Origin of the sequence: Paenirhodobacter sp., from assembly GCF_047600745.1 — a bacterium.
Taxonomy (GTDB): Bacteria; Pseudomonadota; Alphaproteobacteria; order Rhodobacterales; family Rhodobacteraceae; genus Rhodobacter.
The window spans coordinates 1,855,827-1,870,727 of record NZ_JASGKI010000004.1; the positions used below are offsets into that span (position 1 = coordinate 1,855,827).

Annotated in this window: 14 protein-coding genes, 1 tRNA gene and 2 pseudogenes; 10 read left to right on the top strand and 7 right to left on the bottom strand. The window is 64.9% G+C overall.

The features are described from left to right. Positions 1 to 68: 68 nt before the first annotated feature. The 8 genes and pseudogenes from QM789_RS17830 to QM789_RS17865 form a co-directional block, all read left to right on the top strand. Positions 69 to 1,308, top strand: a pseudogene (locus QM789_RS17830) (AMP-binding protein); the annotation flags it as partial. A 201-nt stretch (positions 1,309 to 1,509) separates the two neighbouring features. Beyond that, on the top strand, positions 1,510 to 2,025 hold the full coding sequence (locus QM789_RS17835) for a hypothetical protein (RefSeq protein WP_420353345.1): 516 nt from the start codon (positions 1,510 to 1,512) through the stop codon (positions 2,023 to 2,025). Further along, entirely contained in the window at positions 2,022 to 2,840 is an 819-nt protein-coding gene (locus QM789_RS17840) for an ABC transporter ATP-binding protein (protein WP_420353165.1), read from the top strand. Before QM789_RS17835 ends, QM789_RS17840 begins: the two co-directional genes overlap by 4 nt. Positions 2,841 to 2,866: 26 nt before the next feature. Further along, positions 2,867 to 3,853, top strand: coding sequence for a branched-chain amino acid ABC transporter permease (locus tag QM789_RS17845; protein WP_420353166.1), 987 nt, complete (start codon positions 2,867 to 2,869; stop codon positions 3,851 to 3,853). A 1-nt stretch (position 3,854) separates the two neighbouring features. Next, positions 3,855 to 4,931 (top strand): branched-chain amino acid ABC transporter permease, encoded by a 1,077-nt coding sequence (locus QM789_RS17850; protein ID WP_420353167.1) that lies wholly within the window; start codon positions 3,855 to 3,857, stop codon positions 4,929 to 4,931. A 65-nt stretch (positions 4,932 to 4,996) separates the two neighbouring features. Beyond that, positions 4,997 to 6,274 (top strand): ABC transporter substrate-binding protein, encoded by a 1,278-nt coding sequence (locus QM789_RS17855; protein ID WP_420353168.1) that lies wholly within the window; start codon positions 4,997 to 4,999, stop codon positions 6,272 to 6,274. A gap of 46 nt (positions 6,275 to 6,320) precedes the next feature. After that, positions 6,321 to 7,142 carry an ABC transporter ATP-binding protein gene (locus tag QM789_RS17860; protein WP_420353169.1) on the top strand — a complete coding sequence of 274 codons (822 nt, stop codon included), beginning with the start codon at positions 6,321 to 6,323 and terminating at the stop codon, positions 7,140 to 7,142. A gap of 11 nt (positions 7,143 to 7,153) precedes the next feature. After that, positions 7,154 to 8,371: a phenylacetate--CoA ligase family protein gene (locus QM789_RS17865; protein ID WP_420353170.1), complete on the top strand. Its 1,218-nt coding sequence runs from the start codon at positions 7,154 to 7,156 to the stop codon at positions 8,369 to 8,371. 251 nt (positions 8,372 to 8,622) lie between these two features. On the opposite strand, the gene QM789_RS17870 is transcribed toward QM789_RS17865, so the two are convergent. The 3 genes from QM789_RS17870 to QM789_RS17880 all read right to left on the bottom strand — a co-directional run bounded on the left by QM789_RS17870 (position 8,623) and on the right by QM789_RS17880 (position 10,008). Beyond that, the gene (locus QM789_RS17870; RefSeq protein WP_420353171.1) at positions 8,623 to 9,495 is read right to left on the bottom strand and encodes an arginase family protein; all 873 of its coding nucleotides are present in this window, start codon (positions 9,493 to 9,495) and stop codon (positions 8,623 to 8,625) included. Between the two features lie 244 nt (positions 9,496 to 9,739). After that, positions 9,740 to 9,865: a type B 50S ribosomal protein L36 gene (gene ykgO, locus QM789_RS17875; RefSeq protein WP_013069105.1), complete on the bottom strand. Its 126-nt coding sequence runs from the start codon at positions 9,863 to 9,865 to the stop codon at positions 9,740 to 9,742. A gap of 68 nt (positions 9,866 to 9,933) precedes the next feature. Further along, a tRNA-Val gene (locus QM789_RS17880) sits at positions 9,934 to 10,008 on the bottom strand. Between the two features lie 130 nt (positions 10,009 to 10,138). Between QM789_RS17880 and QM789_RS17885 the strand changes: the two genes are divergently transcribed. Then, a complete protein-coding gene (locus QM789_RS17885; RefSeq protein ID WP_420353172.1) occupies positions 10,139 to 11,002 on the top strand; it encodes an N-formylglutamate amidohydrolase in 864 nt (287 codons plus the stop codon). Here QM789_RS17885 and QM789_RS17890 read toward each other — a convergent pair whose 3' ends face one another. Beyond that, entirely contained in the window at positions 11,003 to 12,253 is a 1,251-nt protein-coding gene (locus QM789_RS17890; protein ID WP_420353173.1) for a DNA polymerase IV, read from the bottom strand. A gap of 39 nt (positions 12,254 to 12,292) precedes the next feature. Continuing rightward, a complete protein-coding gene (locus tag QM789_RS17895) occupies positions 12,293 to 12,688 on the bottom strand; it encodes an acyl-CoA thioesterase (RefSeq protein ID WP_420353174.1) in 396 nt (131 codons plus the stop codon). A 123-nt stretch (positions 12,689 to 12,811) separates the two neighbouring features. Here QM789_RS17895 and QM789_RS17900 point away from each other — a divergent pair. Beyond that, positions 12,812 to 13,412 (top strand): annotated as a pseudogene (locus QM789_RS17900) (DNA-3-methyladenine glycosylase I). A gap of 30 nt (positions 13,413 to 13,442) precedes the next feature. Here the strand turns inward: QM789_RS17900 and QM789_RS17905 are convergent. Next, positions 13,443 to 14,057, bottom strand: a complete 615-nt coding sequence (locus tag QM789_RS17905) for an MlaC/ttg2D family ABC transporter substrate-binding protein (protein WP_420353175.1) — start codon at positions 14,055 to 14,057, stop codon at positions 13,443 to 13,445. Further along, positions 14,041 to 14,784: a VacJ family lipoprotein gene (locus tag QM789_RS17910; protein WP_420353176.1), complete on the bottom strand. Its 744-nt coding sequence runs from the start codon at positions 14,782 to 14,784 to the stop codon at positions 14,041 to 14,043. The genes QM789_RS17905 and QM789_RS17910 overlap by 17 nt, the downstream gene beginning before the upstream one ends. Positions 14,785 to 14,901 lie beyond the last annotated feature (117 nt).

A 14,901-nucleotide genomic window follows, 5' to 3' on the forward strand; every position in this document is an offset into this window, starting at 1 on the left:
ACGCAACGGGGGAAGAGGAGCCCGCGCTGCATCGGGGCGCCGGGGCGGACCGGCACGGGGGAGGACACATGGCTGACGCAACGGCGGCAGAACAGTCGATTCCGGCGCTTCTGGCGCGGAATGTCGCACGGTTCGGGAACGCACCGGCCTATCGGGAAAAGGAATTCGGGATCTGGCAAAGCTGGACCTGGGCGCAGGCGAGCGAGGAGATCCGGGCACTGGCGCTCGGGTTCCTCAGCCTGGGCGTGGAGCGGGGCGACCATATCGCGATCATCGGGCGCAACCGGCCGATGCACTACTGGGCGATGGTGGCGGCGCAGATGTGCGGCGCGGTGCCGGTGCCGCTTTATCAGGACGCGGTGGCCGAGGAGATGGCCTATGTGCTCGACAACTGCGGTGCGAAATATGTCGTCTGCGGCGATCAGGAGCAGGTGGACAAGATCGTCGAGATCGAGGACCGGCTGCATGCGATCCGCCATGTGATTTATACCGACAAGCGGGGCATGCGGAAATACGACCACAGCCGCATGAACGCGATGGCCGATGTGATCGCCGAAGGCCGCGCCGGGCATCACCGCTACGAGGCCGAACTGAACGCGCGGATCGCGGAACTGGATTACGATTCGACCTGCGTCATGCTTTATACCTCCGGCACGACGGGCAAGCCGAAGGGCGTGGTGCTGTCGAACCGCAATGTCATCCGAAACGGCAAGGAACACCTGCGGCTTCGACGGGCTGACGCATCGCGAAGAGGTTCTGGCCTATCTGCCGATGGCCTGGGTGGGCGATTTCATCTTTTCGATCGGTCAGGCCTATTGGGCGGGCTTCACGGTGAACTGCCCCGAAAGCGCGGCGACGATGATGACCGACCTGCGTGAAATCGGGCCGACCTACTTCTTTGCACCGCCGCGCGTGTTCGAGGGGCAGTTGACCTCGGTGATGATCCGCATGGAGGATGCGGGCCGGTTCAAGAAATGGCTGTTCGACCATTACATGGCGCTGGCGCGGCGGATCGGGCCGCGGGTTCTGGACGGCAAGCCGGTGGGCGCGGTGGAGCGGCTGCGCTATGCGTTGGGGGAACTCGCGATCTTCGGGCCGCTGAAGAACACGCTGGGCTTCAGCCGGATCCGCGTGGGCTATACCGCGGGCGAGGCGATCGGGCCGGAGATCTTCGACTTCTACCGTTCGCTGGGCATCAATCTGAAGCAGCTTTACGGCCAGACCGAGGCCACCGTGTTCATCACCCAGCAGCCCGATGGCGAGGTGCGCTCGGATACCGTGGGGGTGCCTTCGCCGGGGGTCGAGGTCAGGATCGGTGAGAATGGCGAGGTCTATTACCGCTCTCCGGGCACCTTCGTGGAATATTACAACAATCCCGAAAGCACCGCCTCGACCAAGGATCCCGAAGGCTGGGTCGCCACCGGCGACGCCGGGTTCTTCGAGGAGAAAACGGGCCATCTGCGGATCATCGACCGGGCGAAGGATGTGGGCAAGCTCGCCGACGGGCGGATGTTCGCGCCGAAATATGTCGAGAACAAGCTGAAGTTCTATCCGACGATCCTGGAGGCCGTGGTCTTCGGCAATGGCCGCGACCGCTGCACCGCCTTCATCAACATCGACCTGACGGCGGTGGGCAACTGGGCCGAGCGCAACAACATCGCCTATGCCTCCTATCAGGAACTGGCGGGCCATCCGAAGGTCTATGAGATGATCCGGGGCCATATCGACGCGGTGAATGCCTCGGTTGCGCGCGATCCGATGCTGTCGGGCTGTCAGATCCACCGCTTCCTGATCCTGCACAAGGAGCTTGATGCCGACGACGGCGAGATGACCCGCACCCGCAAGGTGCGCCGTAATATCGTCGCCGAGAAATATGCCGACCTGATCGACGCGCTCTATGCGGGCAAGGACAGCATCTACACCGAAACCGAAGTCACCTACGAAGACGGCCGCAAGGGCGCGATCAAGGCCACGCTGCGGCTGGCCGATGCCACGGTGACGCATGACCGGGAGGCGGCGGCATGAAGGACATGGCGGAGGGCTATGTGACGGCGGACGGCCGCAGGATCGGCCCGGTGCTGATGCAGTTGCAGAACATCACGCTGAAATTCGGCGGCGTGGTGGCGATCAAGGACATCTCCTTCGACATCCGCGAGGGCGAGATCCGCGCGATCATCGGGCCGAACGGGGCGGGTAAATCGTCCATGCTCAACGTCATCTCCGGATTTTACATTCCGACCGAGGGCGAGGTCTGGTTCCGCGGCGCGCGCCGCCCGCAGATGCGGCCCTATCAGGTGGCGGGGCTCGGCCTGGCGCGGACGTTCCAGAACATCGCGCTGTTCGACGGGATGTCGGTTCTGGACAATATCATGACCGGGCGGCTGACGCTGATGAAATCCGGGCTGTTCGCGCAGGCGCTGTGGTGGGGCCGGGCGCAGCGCGAAGAGGAGGAACACCGCGAGAAAGTCGAGAAGATCATCGACTTTCTTGAAATTCAGAATATCCGGAAAACCCCTGTCGGGCGGCTGCCCTATGGGTTGAAAAAGCGGGTGGAACTGGCCCGGGCGCTGGCGGCGGAACCGAAGATCCTGCTGCTCGACGAACCGATGGCGGGGATGAACGTCGAGGAGAAGGAGGACATGTGCCGCTTCATCCTCGATGTGAACGACGAATTCGGCACCACCATCGTTCTGATCGAACATGACATGGGCGTGGTGATGGATCTGTCCGACCGGGTGGTGGTGATGGATTACGGCCGCAAGATCGGCGACGGCCCGCCCGAGGAGGTGCGCAACAACCAGGACGTCATCGACGCCTATCTGGGGGTGGCGCATGGCTGATTTCATTCTGTTTGCAGGAGGCTCCGATGCCTGACCAGCTTCTTTACGCATTGGAGGTCATGCTCAACGGTCTGATGGCCGGGGTGATGTATGCGCTCGTCGCGCTGGGCTTCGTGCTGATCTACAAGGCCAGCGGGATCTTCAACTATGCGCAGGGGGTGCTGGCGCTGTTTGCCGCGCTGACGCTGGTGGGGATCCAGCAGGGGCAGGTGCCCTTCGCCCATCTGATCAACGCGGTCACCGGCCTGCATGTGACGCATTTCGGCTGGACGGTGCCCTCGGTCATCGCGATCGTGCTGACGGGCGCGGTGATGGTGCTGCTGGCGATCGTGATCGAAAAGCTGGTGCTGCATCATCTGGTGGGGCAGCCGCCGATCATCCTGTTCATGGCGACGATCGGGCTGGCCTACTTCCTCGAAGGTTTCGGCGATGTGATGTGGGGCGCCGACATCAAGACGCTGGACGTCGGCCTGCCGCAGGGGATCAACGAAACCATCGAAGCCGTCACCGACAGATGGTTCGGCTATGGCTTCTTCATCGACAATCTCGATGTGGTGGCAACGCTGGTCGCGGTGGCGCTGGTCGCGGCGCTGACGCTGTTCAGCCAGTATTCAAAGCAGGGCCGGGCGCTGCGGGCGGTGGCCGATGACCATCAGGCGGCGCTGTCGGTGGGCATCTCGCTGCGCTTCATCTGGGTTCTGGTCTGGTCCATCGCGGGGTTCGTGGCGCTGGTCGCCGGGATCATGTGGGGCTCGAAATCCGGGGTGCAGTTCTCGCTCTCGCTGATCGCGCTCAAGGCGCTGCCGGTGCTGATGCTGGGCGGGTTCACCTCGATCCCGGGCGCGATCGTCGGCGGGCTGATCATCGGCATGGGGGAGAAGCTGTTCGAGTTCTTCGCGGGCCCCCTGATCGGCGGCGCGACGGAAAACTGGTTCGCCTATGTCCTCGCGCTCCTCTTCCTCGTCTTCCGTCCGCAGGGCCTGTTCGGCGAGCGGATCATCGAAAGGGTCTGAGATGTTCTACCGTGAAGCCGGCGATTTCAAGACCACCTACCGGGCGGATAACCAGACCTTCCCGATCAAGTTCGACCGTTGGCGCTTTTATGCCGTGCTGGCGGTGGCCTATGGGGTGGTGCCGTTCCTGATCAACGACTACTGGGCGAATGCGGTCTTCGTGCCGTTCCTGATCTATGCGATCGCGGCGATCGGGCTGAATGTGCTGGTGGGCTTTGCCGGGCAGGTCAGCCTGGGCACCGGCGGCTTCATGGCGGTGGGCGCCTATGCGGCCTACAAGCTGATGACCGCCTTCCCCGAGGTGCCGTTCATGATCCATGTGATCATCGCGGGCGGCATCACTGCGGCGGTGGGCGTGCTGTTCGGCCTGCCGTCCCTCAGGATCAAGGGGTTCTACCTGGCGGTGGCGACGCTCGCGGCACAGTTCTTCCTGGTCTGGCTCTTCAACAAGGTGCCGTGGTTCTACAACTACTCGGCCTCGGGCCAGATCACCGCGCCCGACCGCACGATGTTCGGCGTCTACATCACCGGCGCGCAGACCACGGCGGCGGCGAAATACCTGTTCTGCCTCGTCATGCTGACGCTGGTCGCCGTGGTGGCGCGGAACCTGACGCGGGGCACGGTGGGGCGGAAATGGATGGCGATCCGTGACATGGACATCGCGGCCGAGATCATCGGGGTGAACCCGCTGACCACCAAGATCACCGCCTTCGCCGTGTCGTCCTTCTTCATCGGGATCGCGGGGGCGCTGTTCTTCGCGGTCTATCTGGGCGCGGCGGAGGTGGGCGAGGCCTTCGGCATCAACAAGAGCTTCCTGATCCTGTTCATGGTCATCATCGGTGGGCTGGGCTCGATCTTCGGCTCGTTCGCCGGGGCGGCGTTTCTCGTGCTGCTGCCGGTGCTGCTGAAGAACCTGCTGGTCGGCACGCTTGGCTGGCCCACCGACCTTGCGGCGCATATCGAGTTGATGATCGTCGGCGCGCTGATCGTGGTGTTCCTGATCGCAGAGCCGCATGGCCTCGCGCAACTGTGGCGCGTGGCGAAGGAAAAGCTGCGGCTCTGGCCGTTTCCGCACTGACGCCCCGGGGTGCGAGGAGGCACCCCGACATCCTTGGCCAATACGTCTCTGGGAGGAGAACCGAAATGAAGAAGACTTTCGCGGCACTGGTGGCAGTGACGATCGCGGCGGGGCCGGCCCTTGCGGATCTGGTCGTGCCGAACCTCAGCTACCGCACCGGGCCCTTCGCGGCGGGGGGCATCCCCTATGCCGATGGCTTCAACGACTATTTCACGCTGCTGAACGAACGCGACGGTGGCATCGGTGGCGAGAAGATTCAGGTTCCGGAATGCGAAACCGCCTATAACACCGAAAAGGGCGTGGAGTGCTACGAAAGCACAAAGGGCAAGGGGGCGCTGGTCTACAATCCGCTGTCCACGGGCATCACCTATCAGCTTATCCCCAAGGTCACGCAGGACAGGATCCCGCTTTATACCCCCGGCTATGGCCGGACCTCGGCCGCCAATGGCAAGGTGTTCGAATGGGTGTTCAACTACCCGGCGAATTACTGGGACGGCGCTTCTGTCGCGGTGAAATACATGCTGGAGCAGGAAGGCTCTCTGGAGGGCAAGAAGGTCACGCTGATCTATCATAACTCCGCCTATGGCAAGGAGCCGATCCGCACGCTTGAGGAACTGTCGAAGAAGCACGGCTTCAAGCTGACGCAATTGCCCGTCGACAGCCCCGGCCAGGAACAGAAGTCGCAATGGCTTCAGGTCCGCCGCGACAAGCCGGATTACGTTGTGTTCTGGGGCTGGGGGGTGATGAACTCCGTCGCGATTCAGGAAGCGGCGAATATCAAATTCCCGATGGACCATTTCATCGGCAACTGGTGGGCGGGATCGGAAAACGACGTGAAACCCGCGGGCAAGGGCGCGAACGGTTATAAGGCGCTGGCCTTCCACGGGGTCGGCACGGACTATCCGATTTATGGCGACCTGAAGAAATACGTTTATGACGCGGGCAAGGCATCGGGCGCGGGCGATCAGATCGGTTCGGTGGTCTATTCGCGCGGCATGTATGCGGCGCTCGTCATCGCCGAGGCGATCCGCAAGGCGCAGGAAATGGCGGGCACTCCGACGATCACCCCGGTGCAGTTGCGCGACGGGTTCGAGGCGCTGGAGATCACCGATGCGCGGATGGAGGAGCTGGGCCTCAAGGGCTTCGGTCAGGCCTTCGCCGCCACCTGCGCCGACCACGGCGGCCCGGGCGGCGCGATGATCCAGCAATGGGACGCGACGGCGGGCAAGTGGACCATCCTCACCGACTTCATCGCGCCCGACAAGGAGGTGCTCGACCCGCTGATCGCCGAGGATTCCGCCGCCTATGCCAAGGAAGCCGGAATCACCGAGCGCTGCAACTGAGCAACGGCCCCGGCCTTCGGGCCGGGGCGCCACCGGGGAGGATGACATGTTCGACGCCGCAAAAACGGAACCGCTGCTCGAAGTGAACAATATCGAGGTGATCTACAACCACGTCATCCTCGTGCTGAAGGGCGTCAGCCTTTCCGTGCCGAAGGGCGGGATCACCGCGCTTCTGGGCGGCAACGGTGCGGGCAAGACGACGACGCTCAAGGCGATCTCCAACCTGCTGCATTCCGAGCGCGGCGAGGTGACGAAGGGCACTATCGTCTATCGCGGCGACAGGGTGCAGGACATGGCCCCCGCCGATCTGGTCCGCAAGGGCGTGATCCAGGTGATGGAGGGGCGCCACTGTTTCGAGCACCTCACCGTCGAGGAGAACCTGCTCACCGGCGCCTATACCCGGACGGATGGCCGCGCCGCGATCGCGCGCGATCTGGAGATGGTCTATGCCTATTTCCCCCGGCTGAAGGAGCGGCGCAAAAGTCAGGCGGGCTATACCTCGGGCGGGGAACAGCAGATGGTGGCGATGGGCCGCGCGCTGATGTCCCGGCCCGAAATGATCCTGCTCGACGAACCGTCGATGGGCCTTGCGCCGCAACTGGTCGAGCAGATCTTCGAGATCGTGAAGGCGGTGAACGAGGGCGAGGGCGTGACCTTCCTGCTGGCCGAGCAGAACACCAACGTCGCGCTGCGTTACGCGCATTACGGATACATTCTGGAATCGGGCCGTGTGGTGATGGATGGTCCCGCCGCCGCGCTGCGCGAGAACCCGGATGTGAAGGAATTCTACCTGGGCATGTCGGACGAGGGGCGCAAGTCCTTCCGCGAGGTGCGCAGCTACCGCCGCCGCAAGCGCTGGCTGGCCTGAGGAGAGAGCGAATGACCCATTACGACGCGCTGGAAACCCGATCGGGGGATGAACGCGAGGCGGCGCTTGCGGTTGCGCTGCCGCAGGCGGTGGCACGGGCGCTGACGGCGCCGGGGATGGCGGCGCATCTGGGCGCGCTCGATCCGGCGGCGATCGACAGCCGGGCGGCGCTGGCGCGGCTGCCGGTGCTGCGCAAGTCGGATCTGAGCGGCGCGCAGAAGAAGGCCCCGCCCTTCGGCGCGCTGACGGCGAAGCCCGCGTCGGGTTTTGCCCATGTGTTCCAGTCGCCCGGGCCGATCTATGAACCGGGCGATGTCACGCGGGACTGGTGGCGGCTGGGCCGGTTCCTGTTCGCCTCGGGCGTGGGGCCGGGGGATATCGTGCAGAACTGCTTCGGCTATCACCTGACGCCGGCGGGGATGATGTTCGAATCGGGCGCGCGGGCGGTGGGGGCGACGGTCCTTCCCGCCGGAACCGGCCAGACCGAGCTTCAGGTCCGCGCGGCGGCTGATATCGGCACCACCGCCTATGCGGGCACGCCGGATTTCCTGAAGGTGATCCTCGACAAGGCCGAACAGATGGGCGTCGCGCTGGCCATCACCCGGGCCACAGTCAGCGGCGGCGCTCTGTTCCCCAGCCTGCGGCAGGATTACGCGGATCGCGGCATCGCCTGTCGGCAATGCTATGCCACGGCGGATGTGGGCCATATCGCCTATGAAAGCGCGGCGATGGAGGGGATGATCCTCGACGAAGGCGTGATCGTCGAGATCGTCCGCCCCGGCACCGGCGATCCGGTTCCCGATGGCGAGGTGGGCGAGGTCGTGGTGACCACGCTGAACCCGGACTATCCGCTGATCCGTTTCGCCACCGGGGATCTGAGCGCGATCCTGCCGGGTCTGTCGCCCTGCGGCCGCACCAACCGGCGGATCCAGGGCTGGATGGGCCGCGCCGACCAGACCACGAAGATCAAGGGCATGTTCGTCCGCCCCGAACAGGTCGCGGCCTTCGTTGCCGCCCATCCGGAGGTGACCCGCGCCCGCGTCATCGCCACCCGGGACGGCGAGATGGATGCGATGACGATCCGGATCGAGACCGAGGCCCGGGATCCCGCCCGCTACACCCCCGGCGTGGTCGAGGCGCTGAAGCTCAAGGGCACGATCGAGCTGGTGGCGCCGGGCAGCCTGCCGAACGACGGCAAGGTGATCGAAGACCTGCGCCGCTATGACTGAGGCGCCAGCCACGGTGGCAGCCTTCGCGCGCGTCCGTGGAGGTTTGAACCGGCAACGGCTTGTGGTGATGCCGAATCGTCCATAAGCAGCGTCGCTTTGCGGGACCAGGCCGTTGCCCACCCCGGGCAGCCCCGTCGCACATCATGTCGCAAGTGGCGGAGGCGACAAAGACCTGCGGCACAGAAAGCCCTGATCTTCAGGGCACCGACGATCTGTCGCGGATTCCAGGATTTTCGCGACAAGCCCCTCGGCTACGTTCGACTTCCGACCAGCGGCAGACGCTCCAGCATGGCTTTCAGGTTGAGGGCGTCCCAAGGCAGGTGTTCTGCAATCGTCAGGCCGACAATCTCGGCTTTGGAACCAGCCTGCTCAATCAGGTTCAAAACGTCGGGAATGTCGATCTGGCCTTCGGCCACGTCCCCGAAATCATGCGCGCCACGCCCCGGCCGCGCGAACAGGACAGAGCGGAAATTGCGCGGGTCGAGAACATCGAGGTTGAAGTGTATGGCAAGATACGCGATCCCGTTTGCCTCGATCCAGTCCATCACGGCATCCCCGCCGTTTTTGACGTCTTCCGGCGAGCAGGTCCGGATGCCCCATTCCGACAGAAATTTTTGCTCGTGCTCCAAGGGGTGATGGATACCGGCGATCATCACCTTCCTGGGGTCCAGCGGTCGAGCGACCATTTTTGTCAGGTCCGCATCCCCGTTGCCCAGCAGCGCGCCCAAGACATGCGCATGAGCATTCGCATATTGGTCGGCCGTCTGCACATCAGGATGGGCGTCGATCCAGAGAACGCCGAGCTTTTCGCCATATTTCTCGCTGAGCCACGCGAACGGCGCGAGCGAAACCAGACAATCGCCGCCGAACGTCGCGATACGCTGCGGCTCCTGTTCTTTGAGGATGTCCCATGTTTCGGCAAGCTGGCTGTTGATGTCGCTCCGGCCGGGTATCCCATCCTCTTTAGCGAGAGGCCCATTCGGCTCCCTCACCGACACATGGAAAACCGGCATGTTGGTTTCGGGGGCGAGCCAATCGAGCATCCTGGAGCCCAAGCTGTATGCCGGGTTATCGCCTCCCTGCCATTGAGGGATGACCAAACGGATGGATTTTCTGTCGCTCATAATGTGACCTATAGCTGACGATGATGGCCTTCGGCCTGACACATATAGGAACCGGATCGCGCCGCGCCACATCTGAGGCCGATGTTTGGCAATGTGTCGCGAAATCCCAAAATGAGCGGGATCTAACGCCAAGCCCCACCCCATGCCCGCATGGCAACCGGCGATTCGCCGTGCGGGTGGGGCGCAATGGAAAAGGCCGCGCGGGTTTCCCTGCGCGGCCTTGGAATTGCTTGCCCGAAGCGGATCAGCCCTGACGGGCCTTGAAGCGCTTCTGCGTCTTGTTGATCACGTAGACGCGGCCCTTGCGGCGCACGATCTGGCAATCGCGATGACGCTGCTTGAGCGAGCGGAGCGAGTTGCGGACCTTCATCGGTCTTCCTCCTGGTCGCGGCGCGCGTGCGCCTTGAAACAGATCTGCCCCCCGGAGGGAGCGGTGAATGGTGGGCGGTACTGGGATCGAACCAGTGACCCCTACGATGTCAACGTAGTGCTCTACCGCTGAGCTAACCGCCCGTCACCTTCGCGATCCCCTGACGGGAACCACTTGGGTTTGGGGGTCTATAAAAGGACTCGGTTTCCCTTGCAAGAGGCTTTTGGCGGGAAAACAAATCGGTGTAGTCTGGCCCCGGAAGAAGGAGACGCGATGCCCCCTGCACAGGATGACAAGCCCTACCGGCTGATCCGGCCGGAGAAGGTGACGACGGGCGTGGTGTTTTCTTCGCCGCATTCCGGCCGGGAGTATCCGGCGGATCTGCGCGGCCGTTCGGGGCTGGACAGCCGTCGGCTGCGCTCTTCGGAAGATGCCTATGTGGACCGGCTGCTGGCCCCGGCGCCGGAGGCGGGGGCGCCGGTACTGACGGCGCGATTTCCGCGCGCCTGGGTCGATCTGAACCGGGCGGAGGACGAACTCGACCCCGCGCTGATCGAGGGGCTGCCACGGGGCCCGCGGGGGCCGCGCGTGATGGCGGGGCTGGGGGTGATTCCGCGCGTGGTCGCGGGCAACCGGGCGATCTATTCGGGCAAGATCACGCGGGCCGAGGCCGAGGCCCGCATTGCCGGGATCTGGCGGCCCTGGCATATCGCGCTCGCGGGCCTTGTCGGCGAGGCGCGGCGGCGGTTCGGGCGGGCGGTGCTGTTCGACGTGCATTCGATGCCCTCCGAGGCGATCGACCAGATGGGTGCCCGGCGGCCCGATATCGTGCTGGGGGATCGGTATGGCGCTTCGTCGCGCGCGGACACGACGGCAGCGGTGGATGCGGTCTTTGCGGGCCTGGGGCTGCGGGTGGCGCGCAACAATCCCTTTGCCGGGGCCTATATCACGCAGCGCTACGGCCGCCCGGCGGAGGGGATCGACGTGGTGCAGATCGAGATCAACCGCGGCCTCTATCTGGACGAGGCCGCCGTGGCGCCTTCGGCCGATTACGAGGCCTTTGCCGCGCTGATGGCGCGGGCGGTGGCGGGGCTGGCGGAGATCGGCCGGGCGCAGGGCCGGATGGCGGCGGAGTGATCAGAAGCCCCGCCCGCGCATGATCGCATCCTTGCCGAATTTCGCGCGGATCGCATCCATCGCGCGTTCCGCTCCGGCGCGCGCCCCGGCCTGCGGGTCGAGCAGATCGCCCACCGGGTCGCGCCCGTCCGCCGGGCTCAGGTCGCCATACCCCGCCCCGATCAGCCGGAACGGCCCGGCCTCGGGCAGGGTGGCCATCAGCGCCTGCGTCACCCGGAACAGAGTATCGGCCAGCTGCGAAGGCTCCTCCAGCCGCTGTTGCCGGGTCAGGAGGGAAAAATCCGCCCGGCGCAGCTTCAGAACGGCGGTGCGGCCCTGCACCCCCTTCGCCTTCATCCGGTCGGCGGTCTTTTCGCAGCAGATCCACAGGTGACGTTCCAGCGCGGCGCGGTCGGCGATGTCGCTCTCGAAAGTGGTTTCGTTCGAGACCGATTTCACCGGCGCATCCGGCGTCACGCGGCGGGGATCCTCGCCCCGCGCCAGATGCCACAGCCGCTCGCCCGAGGAGCCGAGCCGCTCGACCAGCCGCCGAACCCCGGCGCGGCGGATGTCCTCCAGCGTACGCAACCCGGCCCGGCCCAGCGTGGCGCGCGTCGCCTCGCCCACGCCCCACAGAATCGACACCGGCTTGTCGCGCAGGAAATTCGCCGTCTCGCCGCGCCCGATCACCGAAAACCCGCGCGGCTTGTCCAGATCCGAGGCGATCTTCGCCAGAAACTTGTTGTGCGACAGCCCGACCGAGGCCGTCACGCCGATCTCTTCCTCGATCTCGCGCAGCAGCCGCGCGAGTTGCAGCGCGGGCGGCGCGTGATGCAGCCGCGCCGTGCCGGTCAGGTCCAGAAACGCCTCATCAAGCGACAAGGGTTCGATCAGCGGCGTCAGCGCCGCCATCTTCGCCCGGATCGCGCGCGACACCTCGGCATAATGCGCCATGCGCGGCGGCACGACCACCGCATCGGGGCAGAGCTTCAGCGCCTGAAACATCGGCATCGCCGAGCGCACGCCGGAAATCCGCGCAATGTAGCAGCAGGTCGAAACCACCCCGCGCGTGCCGCCGCCAACGATCAGCGGGCGGCTGGCGAGCTCCGGATTGTCGCGCTTTTCGACCGAGGCATAGAAGCTGTCGCAATCCAGATGCGCGATGCTGAGCGTGAACAGTTCGGGATGCGCCAGCACCCGCCCGCGCCCGCAGGACGGGCAGCGCGGACCGGCGTCGAACAGGCTCAGGCAATCGCGGCAAAGGGCAGGCATGGCCCAGAGTAGCGCGGCGGCGGCGCGGGGAAAACCCGTTCAGGCTTCGGGTGTGTCCACCGGGCGCGGGCGGCCGTTCTTGTCCACGGCGACCATGGTGAAGCGCGCCTCGGTCACCTTTTCGCGCACAGCGGTATAGCTGCGCCGGGCCCAGACCTCGATCCGGATCACCATCGACGTCCGGCCGACCTGATCCACCGCGGTATAGACGCACAGCGTATCGCCCACCTTCACCGGCTGCTTGAAGATGATTTCATTCGCGGCAATGGTCACCGTCCGGCCATTGCAGCGTTCATTCGCGCGGATCGCGGCGGCAAGGTCCATCTGCGACATCACCCAGCCGCCGAAAATATCCCCCGAAGCATTGGTGTCGCCGGGCATCGCCAGCGTGCGCAGGGTCAGGTCCATGCCTTCGGGCGCGTTGAGGTCACTCATCTGTGTCTCCTTCTCGGCCTCCCTGAACCCGGCTTTGCACGGTTGGCGCCGCTGTGCAACCGGTGCCGGGCATTGACGCGGGCCAAATTCCGGTGAACATTCTGTGAACGAATGGAGGATGTCATGACGCTGTTTGCCGGACCCGATGGGCGTATGCGCTGTAGCTGGTGCGCGGCGACGCCCGGATACACAGCCTATCACGATCACGAATGGGGCTTTCCGGTCGATGACGACATCCGCCTGTTCGAGAAGCTTCTCGCTCGAAGGGTTTCAGGCCGGGCTGAGCTGGCGCACCATTCTGGAGAAGCGGGAGAATTTCCGCGCGGGCTTTGCCGGGTTCGACTTCCGCAAGGTGGCGCGGTTCGGGGCGGCGGATGTCGAGCGGCTGCTGGCGGACAGGGGCATCGTGCGCCATCGCGGCAAGATCGAGGCGGTGATCAACAATGCGCAGCGGGCCGAGGAGATGGTGGCGCAGGAAGGATCGCTCGCCGCCTTCCTGTGGCGTTTCGCGCCGGAGCGGGACGAAGGGCCGACGGTGCGCCCGACCTCGCCCGAATCGGAGGCGCTGTCGAAGGCGCTGCGCAAGCGCGGCTGGAAATTCGTCGGGCCGACGACGGTCTATGCCTTCATGCAGGCGATGGGCATGGTGAATGACCATGCCGAGGGCTGTGAGATCCGGGCCGAGGTCGCCCGCCGCCGCGCGGCCTTCACCGTTCCGAAATGAAAAGGCCCGCCACGGGGGCGGGCCGATCCGTCAGCCGGCGCTGTTCAGCGCCTGGATCAGGCCGTCGATGCTGCCCTTCTGCTGGTCGAGCATCGCGCCGATCTCGGTGCGTTCGGAGGCGAGCATGTTCACCCCCTCGACGATGATGTTGAAGAACAGGTTCTTGCCGGATTTGTCCGACACCTGCCATTGTACCTGGAAGGGCTTCTGCCCCGGCAGGATGGCGGTGGTCGCGACCTCGTAGAAGGTCTTGACCTGACGGGCGTTCTGAACCTGGAACTTCGCACCGCGGAACTCGTTGAACCGCTTGCCGTATTTCCGCGCGAGATAGCTGCGGTAGGCGGCGGTGAAGGCGTTCAGCTGCGCCGGGCTCGCCTGCCGCGCGGCGGAGCCAAGGGCCGAACGCGCGATCGTCGGCACATCGGCATAGGTGTTGAAGATCGTCTCGAACCGGGCATAGAGCTTCGGCCCCGTCTGGCCGGAGGCGATGGCGGCATTCACGTCATTCACCGCGCGGGTGATCAGCGCGCTTGCCTGCGCGGTGTCGAGCGCGGCAAAGGCCCCGCGCGGCACGGCGACCAGCGCCGCCCCCGCCAGCGCGGAAACCATCAGCGCGCGGCGGTTCAGATTAATGTTGCGGTTCATCGGAATAGGGATCCCAGGCATCGGCATCGTTGTTCTCCTGTCCGGACAGATGATAGCGCCGGTTCTGCAAATACAGCAGACGTGCTTGTGCATAACTGTCCGCGCTGTCGTAAAGGATGGATTCGATCACATCCCCGTGGATCTTGCGGTCGGCGGCCTTTCCCGCCACCCGCGTGGCCGAAGCTGCGGTGACCGCGCTGCCCTGTAGCATGGCGCCGAGCGGGTTCATCGCGATATCGACCACGGTCCCCAACGTGTCACGCCCCGTCGAGGGTCCATAGAAAGGCAATTCGACATAGGGGCCTTCGTGCATGCCCCAGACGGCGAGGGTCTCGCCGAAATCGGTGTCCTCCTCCGGCAGGGCGAAGGACGACCCGGCCGGATCGAAGATCCCGGCCAGCCCGATGGTCGAGTTGATCAGGAAGCGGAAGGTGTTCTTTACCGCCGGTTCGGGGCGGCCCTGCAACAGCGAATTGACCACCTTGCCCGGCAGGCCGAGGTTCGAGCCGACATTCGACACCGACCGGGTGAAGCCATTGTCGATCGACCGGGGCTTGCCCGGCGGGGCCTTGAACACCACCGTGTCGAAGCCCTTGTTGAAGGCATGGATATTGCGGTTGAAGCCCTCGTGCGGGTCATCCACCCCCGTCGGCTGCGGATCCTGCACGCCACATCCTGCCAATGCCGCTGTCACGACGAAGGCGCCACACAGCCCTCTGCCCACCATCCTTCGCTCCTGTCCTGGTCGCCCCGATGGGCTGCCGCATCAAACCGATCGACGTTTAGGATTAAGGGCGCGGCCCGCCGGAAACAAGGCATCCGGTCGGGATTTCCGTTCTGTGGC

Bases quoted from the DNA above. Each gene is read 5' to 3' on its own strand.
- QM789_RS17860 (WP_420353169.1), top strand. From the start codon at position 6,321: ATGTTCGACGCCGCAAAAACGGAACCGCTGCTCGAAGTGAACAATATC.
- QM789_RS17885 (WP_420353172.1), top strand. From the start codon at position 10,139: ATGCCCCCTGCACAGGATGACAAGCCCTACCGGCTGATCCGGCCGGAG.
- QM789_RS17850 (WP_420353167.1), top strand. From the start codon at position 3,855: ATGTTCTACCGTGAAGCCGGCGATTTCAAGACCACCTACCGGGCGGAT.
- QM789_RS17870 (WP_420353171.1), bottom strand. From the start codon at position 9,495: ATGAGCGACAGAAAATCCATCCGTTTGGTCATCCCTCAATGGCAGGGA.
- QM789_RS17890 (WP_420353173.1), bottom strand. From the start codon at position 12,253: ATGCCTGCCCTTTGCCGCGATTGCCTGAGCCTGTTCGACGCCGGTCCG.
- QM789_RS17910 (WP_420353176.1), bottom strand. From the start codon at position 14,784: ATGGTGGGCAGAGGGCTGTGTGGCGCCTTCGTCGTGACAGCGGCATTG.
- ykgO (WP_013069105.1), bottom strand. From the start codon at position 9,865: ATGAAGGTCCGCAACTCGCTCCGCTCGCTCAAGCAGCGTCATCGCGAT.
- QM789_RS17845 (WP_420353166.1), top strand. From the start codon at position 2,867: ATGCCTGACCAGCTTCTTTACGCATTGGAGGTCATGCTCAACGGTCTG.
- QM789_RS17840 (WP_420353165.1), top strand. From the start codon at position 2,022: ATGAAGGACATGGCGGAGGGCTATGTGACGGCGGACGGCCGCAGGATC.
- QM789_RS17855 (WP_420353168.1), top strand. From the start codon at position 4,997: ATGAAGAAGACTTTCGCGGCACTGGTGGCAGTGACGATCGCGGCGGGG.
- QM789_RS17865 (WP_420353170.1), top strand. From the start codon at position 7,154: ATGACCCATTACGACGCGCTGGAAACCCGATCGGGGGATGAACGCGAG.
- QM789_RS17835 (WP_420353345.1), top strand. From the start codon at position 1,510: ATGTTCGCGCCGAAATATGTCGAGAACAAGCTGAAGTTCTATCCGACG.
- QM789_RS17895 (WP_420353174.1), bottom strand. From the start codon at position 12,688: ATGAGTGACCTCAACGCGCCCGAAGGCATGGACCTGACCCTGCGCACG.
- QM789_RS17905 (WP_420353175.1), bottom strand. From the start codon at position 14,057: ATGAACCGCAACATTAATCTGAACCGCCGCGCGCTGATGGTTTCCGCG.